This window comes from Streptomyces filipinensis (assembly GCF_014649495.1).
GTDB classification, from domain to species: Bacteria; Actinomycetota; Actinomycetes; order Streptomycetales; family Streptomycetaceae; genus Streptomyces; species Streptomyces filipinensis.
The window spans coordinates 1-17,082 of the sequence record NZ_BMTD01000040.1 but is presented as its reverse complement, the minus strand read 5'-3'; the positions used below and the strand labels follow the sequence as shown (position 1 = coordinate 17,082).

The following is a 17,082-nucleotide window of genomic DNA, read 5'->3' as shown; positions in this document are numbered from 1 at the left end:
ACACCTCGTCATACGCCGCCGCGAACACCGGGAACGTGTCGTAGAGTTCGCGCCCCATCCCCAGCCGCTGCGAACCCTGACCCGAGAACAGGAACCCGACCTTGCCCGCCGAGTGAACGCGTCCGGCGACGACGTTCGCCGCCGGTTCCCCGGCCGCGAGGGCGGTCAGCCCCGCACGCAGCTCTTCCGCGTCGGCGCCGACGACCGCCGCCCGGTGCTCCAGCGCCGAGCGGGTGGCCGCCAGTGAGAAGCCGACGTCGGCCGGTGACGCGGCCGTGAGGTCCACGGACGACAGCAGTCGTCGGGCCTGCTCCCGCAGCGCGTCCCCGCTCTTCGCGGAGAGGACCCACGGCACCACGGTGGTCCGGGCCGGCCTCAGTTCCCCGGCCGGGTCCTCCGGCTCCGGTTCGGGCGCCTGCTCAAGGATGATGTGCGCGTTGGTGCCGCTGATCCCGAACGAGGAGATCCCGGCTCGGCGGGGGTGGTCGGTCTCCGGCCAGGCGGTCGCCTCGGTCAGCAGCTCGACCGAGCCGGCCGTCCAGTCGACCTGCGGGGTCGGCCGGTCGACATGGAGCGTCTGCGGCAGCAGGCCGTGCTGCATCGCCAGCACCATCTTCATCACGCCCGCGACGCCCGCGGCGGCCTGTGTGTGGCCGAGGTTGGACTTCAGCGAGCCGAGGAGGAGCGGCCGTTCGCGCTGCTGGCCGTAGGTCGCGAGCAGCGCCTGCGCCTCGATCGGGTCGCCGAGGTTCGTGCCCGTGCCGTGCGCTTCGACGGCGTCGACCTCCTCGGCGGACAACTGGGCGCCGGCCAGCGCTTCGAGGATCACGCGCTGCTGCGAGGGGCCGTTCGGCGCGGTCAGGCCGTTGGACGCGCCGTCCTGGTTGACGGCGCTGCCCCGGACGACCGCGAGGACCTTGTGGCCGAGCCTGCGGGCGTCCCGCAGCCGCTCCACGAGGAGCAGGCCGGCGCCTTCGGACCAGGACGCGCCGTCCGCGGCCGCCGCGAAGGACTTGCAGCGGCCGTCGGGGGCCAGCCCGCGCTGGCGGCTGAACTCGACGAACGCGCTCGGGGCCGCCATGACGGTCACGCCGCCGGCGAGCGCCATGGAGCACTCGCCGCCCCGCAGCGCCCGCACGGCGAGGTGCAGGGCGACGAGCGAGGACGAGCAGGCGGTGTCGACGGTCACCGCGGGGCCCTCGAAGCCGAAGGTGTAGGCGATGCGCCCGGAGGCGACGCTGCCGGAGTTGCCGGTGCTCATCAGCCCCTCGACGCCTTCGGGGAGGGCGCCGGGCGTGAAGCCGTAGTCGTGGTACATCAGGCCGGTGAAGACGCCGGTGCGGCTGCCCTTGAGGCCGGCGGGGTCGATGCCCGCGTGTTCGAAGGCCTCCCAGGCGGTCTCCAGCAGCAGCCGCTGCTGCGGGTCCATGGCCAGTGCCTCGCGCGGCGAGATCCCGAAGAAGTCCGCGTCGAAGTCCGCCGCGTCGCGGAGGAAGCCGCCCTGCCGGGTGTAGACCTTGCCGGGCCGCTCGGGGTCGGGGTCGTAGAGCGCGTCGACGTCCCAGCCGCGGTCCTCGGGGAACTGCGAGATGGCGTCCGTGCCCTCGGCCAGCAGCCGCCACAGCTCCTCGGGGGAGCCGACGCCGCCGGGGAACCGGCAGCTCATGCCCACGATGGCGATCGGCTCCTGGTCGCGGGCCTCCAGCTCGCGCACGCGCCGCCGGGCCTGGCGCAGGTCGGCGGTGGCCCGCCTGAGGTACTCCCGGAGCTTGTCTTCGTTCGTCATCGGTGTTGTCCGCCCCCTTTGGCCTGCGCAGTTCAGGAGATGCCGAGTTCGTCGTCGAGGAGGTCGTACAGCTCCTCGTCGCTCGCCGAGCTGAGGTCGTCCTCGTTCTCGGCTCCGCCCGCGTCTCCTGGATCGGCCGGCTCGTTCCCGTTCCAGCGGGCGAGCAGCGCCTGGAGACGCATGTTGATCTTGGTTCGGGTGATGTTGTCGACGCCGTCCGCTCCGGCGCCGTCGAGGGCGGCGGCGAGGCGGTCGAGCTCGTCGAAGACCGGCGCCGTCTGGGCCGTGCCACCAGGGAGGTCCTTCAGCACCCGCTGCGCGAGCGCCGCGGGCGTCGGGTGGTCGAAGACGAGCGTCGCGGGCAGTCGCAGGCCGGTGGCCCTGTTCATCCGGTTGCGGAGCTCCACCGCGGTCAGCGAGTCGAAGCCCAGGTCACCGAAGGCCTGGTCGGGTTGGACGGCCTTGGCCGAGCTGTGTCCGAGGACGGCGGCGACCTCGGACCGGACGAGGTCCAGTACGGCCTCCTCGCGCTCGCCCTCGGGCAGGCCCGCGATCCGCTGCGCCAGCGGCACGGGGGCCGCCCGGTCCATGCGCCGCTGCCGGCCACCGACGAGCGCCCTGAGCAACGGCGGCACCGGGGCGGTCGCGTTCCGCAGGGCGGCGAGGTCCAGCCGTGCCGCCACCACCAGGGGCTCCCGCAGCGCGAGCGCGGCGTCGAGGAGTTCCAGGCCGTCCTCGTCGGACAGCGGCAGCACACCGCCGCGGGCGAGCCGGGTGCGGTCGGCGCCGCCGAGGTCCCCGGTCATGGTGCCGGTGCGCTGCCACAGGCCCCACGGCAGCGACACCGCGGGCAGCCCCTGGGCCCGGCGGTGCCCGGCGAAGGCGTCCAGGAAGGCGTTGGCCGCGGCGTAGTTGGCCTGGCCGGGGGTGCCGAGCGTACCGGCGAGGGAGGAGAAGACCACGAACGCCGAGACGTCGCCCGCCAGCTCGTGCAGGTTCAGCACCGCGTCGACCTTGGGGCGCAGCACGGTCTCCAGGCGCTCCGGGGTGAGCGAACCGATCACGCCGTCGTCGAGAACGCCGGCCGTGTGGACCACGGCCGTCACCGGCGTATCCGACAGCACTTCGGCGAGGGCGTCCCGGTCGGCCACGTCGCAGGCCGCCCAGCTCACCTCGGCACCCGCGGCGGTCAGTTCCGCGCGGAGCTCGGCCGCACCCTCGGCGTCCGCGCCGCGCCGGCTCATCAGCAGCAGGCTGCGTACGCCGTGCTCGGCGACGAGGTGCCGGGCGACGAGTCCGCCCAGGGCGCCGGACGCGCCGGTCAGGAGCACCGTGCCGGTCCCGAAGTCCGGGGTGGCCCGCGGGGCGTCGGCGGCGGGCCTGGCGAGCCGGGGCAGCAGGAGCGCGTCGCCGCGCAGTGCCGCCTGCGGCTCCCCGGAGGCGATGAGCCGGGGGACGACCGTCGCCGCGATCCACTCCTCGCCGGCGCTTCCGTCGGGATTCCCATAGGCGTTCCCGCCGGCGCTTCGGTCGGGATTCCCAGCGGCGGTCCCTCCGGCGTTCCCGTCGGCGCTTCCGTCAGGGATCCCGCCGGCGTTCCCGTCGGCGTCGAGGAGGACGATGCGGTCCGGGTTCTCCGACTGTGCCGACCGGACCAGGCCCCACACGGCCGCCTGCACGGGGTCGCCCGCCGCCGGGTCGTCGCCGGCGGCGACCGCGCCCCGGGTCACCAGCACCAGGCGGGGGGCCCGGTCCTCGGCCAGCCACCACCGCAGCAGCCGCAGCACCTCGGCGAGGACGTCCCGGACCCGTCCGGCGTCGGTGCCCGACCCGGCCGGGCAGGGGACGACGACGGCGTCCGCGTCCGCCTGCGCCCCGGTCTCCGCTGCGGGGGCGGCGAGGAGGGCGGCGATGTCGTCGTAGGCCCGTACGGCCGGGACGTGCGCGTCGGCCGGGGCGGCGAGCGGTGCCCACTCCACCGTGAACAGGGAGTCCCGGGCGCCCGTGCGCAGTTGCTCGGCCGACACCGGACGCAGCGTCAAGGACTCGACCGACACGATCGGGCGGCCCGTGCCGTCGGCGGCCTCCAGCCGTACGGTGTCCCCGCCGGCCTGCGCGAGCCGTACCCGCAGGCCGGTCGCTCCGGTGCCGTGCAGCGTGACGCGGGACCATGCGAAGGGCAGCAGGGGCCCGTCGGCGGCCGGTACGAGGCCGCCCGCGCCCAGTGCGTGCAGGGCGGAGTCGAGCAGGGCCGGGTGCACGCCGAACCCGCCCGCGTCCGCCTGCGTCTCGTCGGTGACGGCGAGTTCGGCGTAGACCGCGTCGGACCCGCGCCAGGCGGCGCGCAACCCCTGGAAGAGGGGGCCGTAGCTCAGCCCGAGGTCCGCCAGACGGTCGTAGAAGCCGTCCAGGTCCACCGGCTGGGCGTCGGCCGGGGGCCAGCTGCTCAGGTCGGTGCCGGAGGGGGTTGCGCCGGTGGCGAGGGTGCCGGTGGCGTTACGGATCCAGGGGCCGTCCCCGGCTCGCGAGTGCACGCTCAGCGGGCGGCGGCCGGAGTCGTCCTGGGCGCCCACGAGGACCTGGAGCGCGACGCCGACGTGCTCGGGCAGCACCAGCGGTGCCTGCAGGGTGAGCTCCTCGACCAGGTCGCAGCCGGTCTCGGCCGCGGCGTGCGCGGCCAGTTCCACGAAGGCCGTGCCCGGCAGCAGCACCGTGCCCAGCACCGCGTGGTCGGCCAGCCAGGGCTGGGCCCGCAGGGACAGCAGCCCGGTCAGCAGGTGGCCGCCGGCGTCCGGCAGCTCCACCGCCGCGCCCAGGAACGGGTGGTGGGCGGTGTCCAGCCCGGCCGCTCGTACGTCGCCGGCCGGGGCGCCCGTCTCCAGCCAGTACCGTTCGTGCTGGAACGCGTAGGTCGGGAGGTCGACGCGGCGCGCACCCGGCAGGACGGCGTCCCAGTCGATGCCGACGCCGTGCACATGTGCCTGGGCCAGGGACAGCATCAGCCGGTCTGGTCCGCCGTCGCGGCGGCGCAGCGTCGGTACGACCGCGGCGTCCGCCCCGGCGGCCTCGATGGTGTCCTGGATGCCGGCCAACTGGACCGGGTGCGGGCTGACTTCGATGAACACGTCGTGTCCGTCGGCCAGAGCGGCCCGGATCGCGTCGTGGAACCGCACCGTCTGCCGCATGTTGCGGTACCAGTAGCCGGAGCCGAGCTCGTCCGGGTCCAGCTTCCCGCCCGTCACCGTGGAGTAGAAGGGCACGGAGCCGGAGAGCGGGCTGATGCCGACGAAGCCCTCACGCGCCTGGGCTTCGACGCGTTCGATCTGCGGCGAGTGCGCGGCGTAGTCGACGGCGACCCTGCGGGCCTGGATGCCCTCCTGTGCGCAGTGCGCGAGCAGTTCGTCCAGGGCGTCGGTGTCCCCGGAGACCACGACGGTCCCGGGCCCGTTCACGGCGCCGATGCCGAGGCGGCCGGCCCACCGGCCGATCAGTTCCCGCGCCTCCTCGTCCGGGAGCGTCACCGAGGCCATACCGCCGCGGCCCTGGAGTTCGCGCACCGCGAGGCTGCGCCGGACCACGATGCGCGCCCCGTCCTCCAGGCCGACCGCTCCGGCGATCACGGCCGCGGAGACTTCTCCCTGGGAGTGTCCGACGACCGCGTGGGGGGTCACTCCGAAGGAGCGCCACAGCTCGGCCAGGGCGATCGTCATCGCCCACAGCACGGGTTGCAGCACGTCGACCCGGTCCTGCTCGACGTCGGACGTGCCGCGCAGCACCGCGGTCAGCGACCAGTCCACGTGTGGTGCCAGGGCGCGCTCGCAGGCCTCGATCCGGTCGCGGAAGACCGGGGAGGTCGCCAGCAGTTCGGCGGCCATGCCCACCCACTGCGCCCCCTGCCCGGGGAAGACGAAGACGGTCTTGCCGGCGGTGCGTGCGGTACCGCTCACCACGCCGCGCGGCGCGGCACCGCCGGCGAAAGCGGCCAGTGCCTGCCGGAGCTCCTCGGGGGTCTGCGCGACCGCCACGGCGCGGTGTTCGAAGGCCGCCCTGGTCGTGGCCAGCGAGTAGGCCGTGTCGGCCGACCAGGCCGCCGTGCCGTCACCGCCCCTGCCGTTGTCGTCGCCGTCGTTGTCGTGCAGGAAGGACGCGAGGCGGGCGGCCTGCGCCCGCAGCGCTGCTTCGGTCCTGCCGGAGAGCACCCAGGGCACGGCCGCGCGGGAGCCGGACGCCGGCGGCGGTTCCTCGGTCGCGGGGGCCTGCTCGATGATGGTGTGGGCGTTGGTACCGCTGACGCCGAAGGACGACACGGCCGCCCGGCGCGGACGCTCGGTCTCCGGCCAGTCGACGGCCTCGGTCAGCAGGCGGACGTCTCCGGCCGACCAGTCCACGTGCGGGGTCGGCTCGTCGACGTGCAGGGTCCGCGGGAGGACTCCGTGGCGCATGGCCATGACCATCTTGATCACTCCGGCGACGCCCGCGGCGGCCTGCGTGTGGCCGATGTTGGACTTCAGCGAGCCCAGCCACAGCGGCTGTCCTTCGGGCCGTTCCTGCCCGTAGGTGGCGAGGAGCGCCTGCGCCTCGATCGGGTCGCCCAGCTTCGTCCCCGTGCCGTGGGCCTCGACGGCGTCCACGTCGGCCGGTGTGAGCCCGGCGGACGCCAGCGCCTGCCGGATCACCCGCTGCTGCGAGGGTCCGTTGGGCGCGGTCAGACCGTTGGACGCGCCGTCCTGGTTCACCGCGCTCCCCCGCACGACGGCCAGCACGCGGTGCCCGTTGCGCTCGGCGTCGCTGAGGCGCTCCACCAGGAGCATGCCGACGCCTTCGCCCCAGCCCGTGCCGTCGGCACCGGCCGCGAACGCCTTGCAGCGGCCGTCGGGCGCCAGACCGCGCTGGCGGCTGAACTCCACGAAGACCGTCGGGCTTGCCATCACCGTGACGCCACCGGCCAGCGCCATCGTGCACTCGCCGCTCCGCAGGGCCTGGACGGCCAGGTGCAGGGCGACGAGCGACGAGGAGCAGGCCGTGTCGATCGTGACGGCGGGGCCCTCCAGGCCGAAGGTGTAGGACACGCGCCCGGAGGCGACGCTGCCGGAGCCTCCGGTGGTGAGCAGGCCCTCGACGCCCTCGGGCAGTTCGCGCGGGCCCTGGCCGTAGTCGTGGTACATCAGGCCGGTGAAGACGCCGGTGCGGCTGCCCCGGAGCGTCGCCGGGTCGATCCCGGCGCGTTCGAACGCCTCCCACGACGCCTCCAGCAGCAGCCGTTGCTGCGGGTCCATCGCCAGGGCCTCGCGGGGGCTGATGCCGAAGAAGCCGGCGTCGAACTCGGCTGCCCCGTGCAGGAAGCCGCCGTCGCGGGCGTAGGTCTTGCCGAGGCGCTCGGGGTCGGGGTCGTAGAGCCCGTCGACGTCCCAGCCCCGGTCGTCCGGGAACCGGGAGATGCCGTCCCGGCCGGAGGCCACCAGCCGCCACAGGTCCTCCGGCGAGCGCACTCCGCCCGGCAGCCGGCAGCTCATGCCGACGATGGCGATCGGCTCGTCGGCGGAGCCCGTGGAGGGCCGCGTCGCGGCCCCGGCCGTGGCGGCCGGGAGCTCGCCGAGGAGTTCGGTGCCGATGTGCCGGGCGAGGGCGGAGGGGGTGGGGTGGTCGAAGACGAGGGTGGCGGGCAGGCGCAGGCCGGTGGCGGTGGACAGCCGGTTGCGCAGCTCCACGGCCGTCAGCGAGTCGAAGCCCAGGTCCTGGAAGGCGTGCGCGGGCTGGACGGCCCGGGGCGAGGAGTGCCCGAGCACGGCGGCGACCTCGGCCCGTACGAGTTCCAGGAGGGCCTCGTCGCGCTCGTCTCCGGCCAGCCCGGCGAGGCGTTCGGCCAGGGATCCGGTGGCGGCGCGCTGGGCGGTGCCGCGCAGGGGGACGCGGACGAGTCCGCGCAGCAGGGCCGGTACGGATCCCGCCGCCCGGTTGCGCAGGGCGGAGGTGTCGAGGCGGACCGGTACGAGCACGGGTTGGTCGGAGGCGAGCGCCGCGTCGAACAGCCGCAGGCCGTCCTCGGTGGACAGCGGCAGGACGCCGGAGCGTGCCATCCGCGCCCTGTCCGCGTCGTCCAGGGCGTCGGCCATGGCGCCCTCCTGCTCCCACAGGCCCCACGCCAGCGAGACCGTGGGCCGCCCCTGGGCGCGGCGGTGCCGGGCGAAGGCGTCGAGGAAGGCGTTGGCCGCGGCGTAGTTGCCCTGGCCGGGGTTGCCGAAGACGCCCGCGGCGGAGGAGAACAGTACGAACGTCGTGTTCGCGTCGGTGAGTTCGTCCAGGTGGAGCACGGCGTCGGCCTTGGGCGCGAGGACGGCGGCCATGCGCTCCGGGGTCAGTGCGGCGATCACGCCGTCGTCGAGCACACCGGCGGTGTGCACGACGCAGTCGATCGGGTTGGCGGCCAGCAGCCGGGCGAGGGCGTCCCGGTCGGCGAGGTCGCAGGCGGCCCACGTCGCTTCGGCGCCGAGCGCCGCGAGTTCGTCCCTCAGCTCCGCGGCGCCCGGGGCCTGTGGGCCACGGCGGCTGACGAGCAGCAGCCGGCGCACGCCGTGTCCGGCCACCAGGTGACGCGCGAGGGTCCCGCCGAGGGCGCCGGAGGCGCCGGTGAGCAGCACGGTGCCGAGGCCGGAGCCGACGGCCGCGGCGAGCGCGGGGGCCGCCCCGTCCGCGGGGCCGGTGGCCGCGTCTCGCGATGCCGGGGAGGCGGCGCGGGCCAGGCGCGGTGCGCTGACCTGCCCTTCGCGGACGACGACGTGGGGCTCGCCGGACCGCACGACGCCGGGCACGAGCGCGGCAGCCTCGGCCGGGCGGTCGGTTTCGAGCAGCACGATCCGGCCGGGGTTCTCCGCCTGGGCCGAGCGCACCAGTCCGCCCGCCGCGCCGTGCGCGAGGTCGTCACAGCGCGCCACCAGCACGAGACGCGAGGTCCGGTCCTCGGCGCACCAGCGCTGCACCAGCCCCAGCACCTCGGTGGTGACCGCGCGGACCCGCTCGGCCCCAGTCGCCGCTTCCGGGCCGTCGGGGCACGGGACCACGACCACGTCCGGCCGCGCCGACCCGTCGGCCCCGGCGAGTGCGGCGATGTCCGGGACGTACACGACCGCCGTCCCCTCCGCGTCGCCGGAGGGCAGGTCGCCGGAGGGCAGGGTCAGCGGCGCCGGCTCGATGGTGAACAGCGTGTCACCGGAGCGCTTGCGGAGCTGCTCGGCCGACATCGGACGCAGTGTCAGCGACTCGACGGACGCCACCGGTTCGCCGGCGCCGTCGGCCACCAGCAGGGACACCGCGTCCGTGCCGGCAGGCGCCAGCCTGACCCGTACGGTGGACGCTCCCGTGGCGCGCACCGACACCCCGGACCAGGCGAACGGCAGGAGCGGCCCGTCCGCCCCGGCCACGAGGGAGCCGGCCGCGATCGCGTGCAGCGCCGCGTCCAGCAGCGCCGGGTGCAGGAGGAAGGAACCGGTGTCCGTGCCGTCGGGGAGCGCGATCTCGGCGAAGACTTCCCCGCCCGCGCGCCAGGCGCCGCGCAGTCCGCGGAACGCCGGTCCGTAGGCCAGGCCGAGGGCGGCCAGCCGGTCGTAGAAGCCGTCGAGGTCGACGGGTTCGGAGCCGGCCGGCGGCCACGCCGTCAGCGCCCGCCCGGCGGCCGCGGCGCCCGCTTCCCCGGTCCCTTCGGTGACGAAGCCGGTCGCGTGGCGAACCCACGGCTGGTCGGCGTCGTCCTCGGGCCGCGCGTGCACGGTCAGCGGTCTGCGGCCGGTGCCGTCGGCCGCGCCGACCCACACCTGAACCGCGACGCCGCCGTGCTCGGGCATCACCAGGGGCGCTTCGAGGGTGAGGTCCTCCAGCAGGTCGCAGCCGGCTTCGTCGGCGGCGCGCACGGCGAGTTCGACGAACGCGGTGCCCGGGAGCAGCACGCTTTCGAGCACGGCGTGGTCGTTCAGCCACGGGTGCGTGCGCAGGGACAGCCGGCCGGTCAGCAGCCGCTCGTCGCCGCCGGCCAGGGAGACGGCGGCACCCAGCAGCGGGTGGTCGGCCGACCCCAGGCCGGCGGCGCGGACGTCACCGGGAGCGGCCGGTGACGTGTCGAGCCAGTAGCGCTCGTACTGGAAGGCGTAGGTGGGCAGGTCGACGCGGCGGGCGCCGGGGAAGAAGGCGTGCCAGTCCGGGGAGACGCCGTGCGCGTGCAGTTCGGAGACGGCGGCGAGGAGGGCGGCCCGCTCGGAACGGTCGGCGCGCAGCGCGGGCACGGTGACGCTGTCCGTACCGTCGTCGTCCAGGCACCCTTGGGCGAGGGCGCTCAGCACGCCGCCCGGGCCGATCTCGACGAACGTGGTCACGCCCAGGTCGTGGAGGGCCCGGACTCCGTCGGCGAAGCGGACCGCCTCGCGGACGTGCCGGACCCAGTACTCCGGGGTGTACGGCTCGGCCGGCCGGCCGGTGAGGTTGGAGACCACCGGGATCCGCGGCTTCTCGAAGGTCAGCCCGCGGACGACCTGGGCGAACTCCTCCAGCATGGGATCCATCAGCGGCGAGTGGAACGCGTGACTGACCTTCAACCGGGAGGTCTTGCGGCCCTGCCGGGTGAAGATTCCGGCGATCTCCAGTACGGCGTCCTCGGCGCCGGAGACCACGACGGACCGGGGACCGTTGATCGCCGCGACACCGACCCCGTCGGTCAGGTGGGGAAGGACCTCGTCCTCGGTCGCCTGGACCGCCAGCATCGCACCACCCGCGGGCAGCGCCTGCATCAACGCCGCACGCGCCGACACCAGCTTCGCCGCGTCCGCCAGCGACAACACCCCGGCCACATGCGCGGCCGCGATCTCACCCACCGAGTGACCGGCCACGTAATCCGGCCGCACACCCCACGACTCCAACAGCCGGAACAACGCCACCTCGACCGCGAAGAGCGCCGGCTGGGCGGCGCCCGTGCGGTGCAGTTCCTCCGAGTCGACGTCGACCGCGGCGTCGAGGTGCGCACACACCTCGTCGTACGCGGCGGCGAACACCGGGTACGACGCGTACAGCTCGCGCCCCATGCCCAGGCGCTGTGATCCCTGGCCGGAGAAGAGGAACCCGACGCGCCCACCGGTGCCCGAGAGGCCGCGCGCGACACCCGGCGCCGGGGAGCCGGAGGCCACGGCCCGCAGCCCCTCGGCGAGTTCCGCCCATGTCTCGCCCTGGACCACCGCTCGGTGCTCCAGGGCCGTACGGGTCGTGGCGAGCGAGAACGCCACGTCGAACGGGGAGAGTTCAGCGTCAGCGCGGGACAGCAGGCGTTCGGCCTGGGCGCGCAGGGCCTCCTCGGTCTTGCCGGAGATCACCCACGGCACCGGTCCGCCCTCGGCCGGGCGCGCGGCCTCCGGGGCGACGGCCCCGGCGCTCTCCTCACCTTCCTCCGGTGCTTGCGGGGCCTCGGCGTCCGGTGCGTACGCTTCGGCCGACGGGGCTTCCTCGATGATCGTGTGCGCGTTGGTGCCGCTGATCCCGAAGGAGGAGATGCCGGCGCGGCGCGGCCGGTCCGACGCCGGCCAGGGCGTGCGCTCGGTGAGCAGCCGTACGGCGCCCGCCGACCAGTCGACGTGCGGGGACGGCGCGTCGACGTGCAGTGTGCGCGGCAGTTCGCCGTGGCGCATGGCCATGACCATCTTGATGACGCCCGCCACACCGGCGGCGGCCTGGGTGTGGCCGATGTTGGACTTGATCGAGCCCAGCCACAGCGGCTCGTCCTCGGTACGGCCCTGCCCGTACGTCGCGAGGAGCGCCTGCGCCTCGATCGGGTCGCCGAGCCGGGTGCCCGTGCCGTGCGCCTCCACCGCGTCGACCTGTGCGGTGGTCAGCCGGGCGGCGGCGAGGGCCTGGCGGATCACCCGCTGCTGGGAGGGGCCGTTGGGGGCGGTCAGGCCGTTGGACGCGCCGTCCTGGTTGACGGCGGAGCCCCGGATGACCGCGAGGACCTCGTGTCCGTTGCGGCGGGCGTCCGAGAGGCGTTCCACGAGCAGCAGGCCGGCGCCCTCGCCCCAGCCGGTCCCGTCGGCACCGGCCGCGAACGCCTTGCAGCGGCCGTCGGGGGCCAGACCGCGCTGGCGGCTGAAGCCTACGAAGGTGGCGGGGCCGACCATCGCGGTGACACCGCCCGCCACGGCCAGCGAGCACTCGCCGCTCCGCAGCGACTGGACGGCCAGGTGCAGGGCCACCAGGGACGACGAGCAGGCCGTGTCGACGGTGACAGCCGGACCTTCGAGGCCGAAGGTGTAGGCCACCCGGCCGGAGGCGACGCTGCCCGAGGTGCCCGTGCCCAGATAGCCTTCCAGGTCCTCGGGTGAGTTCTGGAGGGTGGCGAGGAACTCGTGGTTCATCACGCCGGCGAACACACCGGTCCTGCTGCCCGCCAGCGAGGCGGCGTCGATGCCGGCCCGCTCGAAGAGCTCCCACGACGTCTCCAGCAGCAGCCGCTGCTGGGGGTCCATGGCGAGCGCCTCGCGGGGCGAGATCCCGAAGAGACCGGCGTCGAACCGCGCCAGGTCGCGCAGGAACGCGCCCTCGCGGGCGTAGCTGGTCCCGCGGGACTCCGGGTCCGGGTCGTAGAGCGCGTCCAGGTCCCAGCCGCGGTCGGTGGGGAACTCCGAGACCGTGTCGCGGCCGGAGGCGACCAACTCCCACAGGTCCTCGGGCGAGTCGACGCCGCCCGGGTAGCGGCAGCTCATCCCGATGATGGCCACCGGCTCCCCGGCGGCGTCCTCGTGGTCACGAAGGCGCCGCCGGGTCTCCTGGAGATCTGCGGTGACTCGCTTCAGGAAATAGCGGAGCTTGTCCTCGTTCGCCACCGAAATCGTCCCTCACCCCTGCGAAGACTTACCGGAATGCGGCAAGGGGGTCATCGGGACGCGCCGGAGCGGTCAGGAAATCCCGAATTCCTTGCCGAGCAGATCGAATACCTCGTCGTCCGTGGCCGATTCCAGATTGCTGCCGCCCATACCAGGGCTTTCCTGGGCCGATGCGTCGCCGGTTTCACCGGCGATCGCCAATACGGCCTGGAGCTTCGACAGGATCCGGTCGCGAGCTTCACTCTCTGACAACTTCGTGACCAATTCTTGTTCGATCCTGTCCAAGTCGGCAAGTAGGGAATCCACTAGGGCCGGTTCGGCCGCCCCCGCCGTTTCCGTGAGGATGTGCCGGGCGAGCAAAGCGGGTGTCGGATAGTCGAAGACCAGCGTGGCGGGGAGCCGCAGCCCGGTGGCCTTGTTCAGCCGGTTGCGCAGTTCGACGGCCATGAGGGAGTCGAAGCCCAGGTCCTGGAAGGCGTGTTCCGGCCGGACCGTACGGTCCGACGCGTGCGCCAGGACCGCGGCCGCCTCGGCCCGGACCAGGTCCAGCACGGTCTTCTCCCGCTCGGCCTCCGACAGCCCCTCCAGGCGCTCGGCCAGCGAGGACGCGGAGGGAGCGGCGGCCTGCGCGGTCCTCCGGGTGGCCGCGGCCGGCACGAGGGCGCGCAGCACCGGCGGTGCCTCACCGGCGCGCAGCGCGCCGGTGTCGATCCGGACCGGGGCGAGCACCGCCTCGTCCGCGGCCAGTGCCGCGTCGAACAGCCGGAGCCCCTCCTCCGGCGGCAACGGCAGCACACCGCTGCGCGCCATCCGCGCCCGGTCGGCCTCGGCGAGACCGTCCGTCATCGCCCCGGACCGCTCCCACACACCCCAGGCCAGCGATGTGGCGGGCAGCCCCGCCCGGCGCAGCTGCGCCGCGAAGGCGTCGAGGAAGGAATTCGCCGCCGCGTAGCTCGCCTGGCCGGCGCTGCCGACCAGGCCGGCGACGGACGAGAACACCACGAAGGCGGCCAGGCCCCTGTCCCGGGTGCACGCGTGCAGGTTCAGCACGGCGTCCACCTTGGGGCGGAAGACCTCCCTCAGCCTCTCCGGGGTGAGCGAGGCGACGACCCCGTCGTCGAGAACACCCGCGGTGTGCACGACGGCCGACAGCTCATGCTCGCCCAGCCCGTCCAGCATTGCGGAGACGGCCTCCCGGTCCGCGATGTCGCAGGCCGCCCAGGTGGCCTCGGCACCCCATGTGGCCAGTTCGGCCTCCAGCTCGGCCGCACCGGGGGCGTCCGCGCCCCGTCGGCTCGCCAGCAGGAGCCGGCGCACCTTGTGCTCGGACACCAGGTGCCGTGCGACGAGCGTGCCCAGCGACCCGGACGCGCCGGTCACAAGGACCGTGCCTCCGGCGAGGTCCGGCAGATCGGCATCGTCGGCGGCGGTCCCGGTGGTCTTCACCAGGCGCGGTACGAAGACCTCTCCGTCGCGAACCGCGAACTGCGGCTCACCGCAAGCGAGCACGGCGGGCAGCACACGAACCGCCTCATCGGTGTCCTCGGCCTCCACCAGCACGATCCGGTCCGGATTCTCCGACTGCGCGGAGCGCACCAACCCCCACACCGCGGCATGCGCCAGATCCCCCGGACGCGTCACCAACACCAGACGCCCCGCACGCTCCTGCGCCAACCACCACTGCACCAACGCCAGCACCTCACTCGTGGTGCCGTGCACACGGTCGGCGGTCTCCGCACCGGACCCCGCCGGGCACGGAACGACCGTGACCACCGACGCGTCGGGAAGGGCCGGCTCGGCGGACAGGGCGGCCAGGTCCGCGTAGCTCCGTACGTCGAACCCGGCGGCGTCCGCCTCCGTGAGGTCCGCGGGCTGCCATGCGAGGCCGAACAGCGAGTCGTCGGCTCGGCTGCCGGAGCCGCCCGCCGCGAGGAGCTGCTCGCGCGACACCGGCCGCAGCGACAGTGAACCGGCCGTGGCCACCAGACCACCCGAGGCGTCGGCCACGGTCAGCGACACCGCGTCCGTACCCGTGCGGGAGACCTTGACCCGCAGCGCCGTCGCCCCGACGGCACGCACCCCCACTCCGGACCAGGCGAAGGGCAGCAGCGGCCCGTCGACGACGGGGACGAGCCCGCCCGCGCCGATCGCGTGGAGCGCCGCGTCCAGCAGCGCCGGATGAACGGCGAACGCAGCCGCCTCCGTGCCCGTCGGGAGAGCGACCTCGGCAAGGACGTCGTCCCCGCTGCGCCACACCGACCGCAGCCCGCGGAAGACCGGGCCGTAGCCCAGGCCGAGCTCGTCCAGGCTCTCGTAGAACCCGGTCAGGTCGACGGCCTCCGCGTCCGCCGGCGGCCACGCGCCCAGGTCCGTGCCGTGCGGCGGCTCGGGCAGCGCGTCCGTCAGGAAGCCGACCGCGTGCCGCACCCACGGCGCGTCATCCGGGGCGTCCTCCCGTCGCGAGTGCACGCTCAGCGCGCGCCTGCCCGGCTCCTCCTCGGCCCCGACCCACACCTGAACGGCCACACCGCCGCGGTCCGGGACGATCAGCGGTGCTTCCAGCGTCAGGTCCTCGACCTGGGCACAACCGGCCTCGTCGCCCGCGCGCACCGCCAGCTCCACGAGCGCGGTGCCCGGCAGCAGCACGCTGTCCATGACCGTGTGGTCGGCGAGCCAGGGGTGCGTCCTGAGCGAGAGCCGCCCGGTGACCAGGAACCCGCCGGCGCCGGGCAACGCGAGCGTCGCACCGGCCAACGGGTGCTCCGCCGCTCCCAGCCCGAGTCCGGTGGCGGCGGCTCCGCCGGTGAACTCCTCGGGCACCTCCAGCCAGAAGCGCTCGTACTGGAAGGCGTAGGTCGGCAGGTCGACGCGGCGGGCGCCCGGGAAGAGCGCCTGCCAGTCCGGCGACACACCATGGGCGTGCAGTTCGGCGAGCGCGGTGACGACGGCCTCCGGCTCGGGACGGTCGGTCCGTACCACGGGGACGGTGACGATATCGCCGTCGAGGCAGCCCTGGGCGAGGGCGCTGAGGACGCCACCGGGGCCGATCTCCACGAAGGTCGTCACGCCCAGCTCGTGCAGGGTCTGGACGCCGTCGGCGAAACGGACCGCTTCACGCACGTGCCGGACCCAGTACTCGGGCGTGTACGGCTCGGCCAGCTCTCCCGTCAGGTTGGAGACCACCGGGATCCGCGGCTCGTTGAAGACCAGACCGCTGACGGCCTCCGCGAACTCCTCCAGCATGGGATCCATCAACGGCGAATGGAACGCATGACTGACCCTCAACCGGGACGTCTTACGACCCCGCTCACGGAAGACTTCACCGACGGCGACAACCGCCTCTTCGGCGCCGGAGACCACAACCGACTGGGGACCGTTGATCGCCGCGACACCGACCCCCTCGGACAGATGCGGCAGCACCTCGTCCTCGGTCGCCTGGACCGCCAGCATCGCGCCGCCCGCGGGCAACGCCTGCATCAACGCCGCACGCGCCGACACCAGCTTCGCCGCGTCCTCCAGCGACAGCACACCCGCCACATGCGCGGCCGCGATCTCACCCACCGAGTGACCGGCCACGTAATCCGGCCGCACACCCCACGACTCCAGCAACCGGAACAACGCCACCTCGACCGCGAACAACGCCGGCTGCGTCGAACCCGTCTGGTTCAACTCCTCCGAGTCCACATCGACGGGCGCGTCCAGGAGTGCGCACACCTCGTCGTACGCATCGGCGAAGACGGGGTACGCCGCGTACAGCTCACGCCCCATGCCGATCCGCTGCGAACCCTGACCCGAGAACAGAAAGCCGATCTTGCCGGCGGTGCCGGGTTCGCCGAGGACGACCCGTGGGGACGGGGAACCCGCGGCCAGCGCGCGGAGCCCTGCCAGGAGTTCGTCCCGGTTCTCCCCCACCACGGCGGCCCGGTGGTCCATGGCCGAGCGTGTGGTCGCGAGTGAGAAGCCGATGTCGGCCGGCTGCAGGTCCGTGTCCGGGGTCAGGGACAGCAGGCGCTCCGCCTGTGCCCGCAGCGCCGTCTCCGTCCTGCCCGACAGCACCCACGGTACGACCGCGCCGGGCTCGGGCGTGGGCGGCAACTCCACGGAAGCGGGGGCCTGTTCGACGATCACATGGGCGTTGGTGCCGCTGATGCCGAAGGAGGACACCGCAGCTCGGCGCGGGTGATCGGTCTCCGGCCACTCCATGGCCTCGGTCAGCAGCCGGACGTCACCGGCCGACCAGTCCACGTGCGGCGTCGGCTCGTCCACGTGCAAGGTCCGCGGCAGCACACCGTGCCGCATCGCCATCACCATCTTGATCACACCACCGACACCCGCGGCGGCCTGGGCATGACCGATGTTCGACTTCAGCGAACCCAGCCACAACGGCCGGTCCTGCGACCGCTCCTGCCCATACGTGGCGATCAACGCCTGCGCCTCGATCGG

3 protein-coding genes are annotated in these 17,082 nt (G+C 74.2%); all 3 read right to left on the bottom strand.

Features of this window, described 5'->3' with window-relative positions:
• Positions 1-1,786, bottom strand: a 1,786-nt coding sequence (locus tag IE244_RS40880) for a type I polyketide synthase (RefSeq protein ID WP_191878652.1), incomplete at its 3' end; no start/stop codon positions are given.
• A gap of 32 nt (positions 1,787-1,818) precedes the next feature.
• Complete coding sequence (locus tag IE244_RS40875) at positions 1,819-12,639, bottom strand: type I polyketide synthase (protein ID WP_191878651.1); 10,821 nt, start codon at positions 12,637-12,639, stop codon at positions 1,819-1,821.
• Between the two features lie 72 nt (positions 12,640-12,711).
• The coding region (locus tag IE244_RS40870; protein ID WP_191878650.1) for a type I polyketide synthase at positions 12,712-17,082 on the bottom strand (4,371 nt) is incomplete at its 5' end.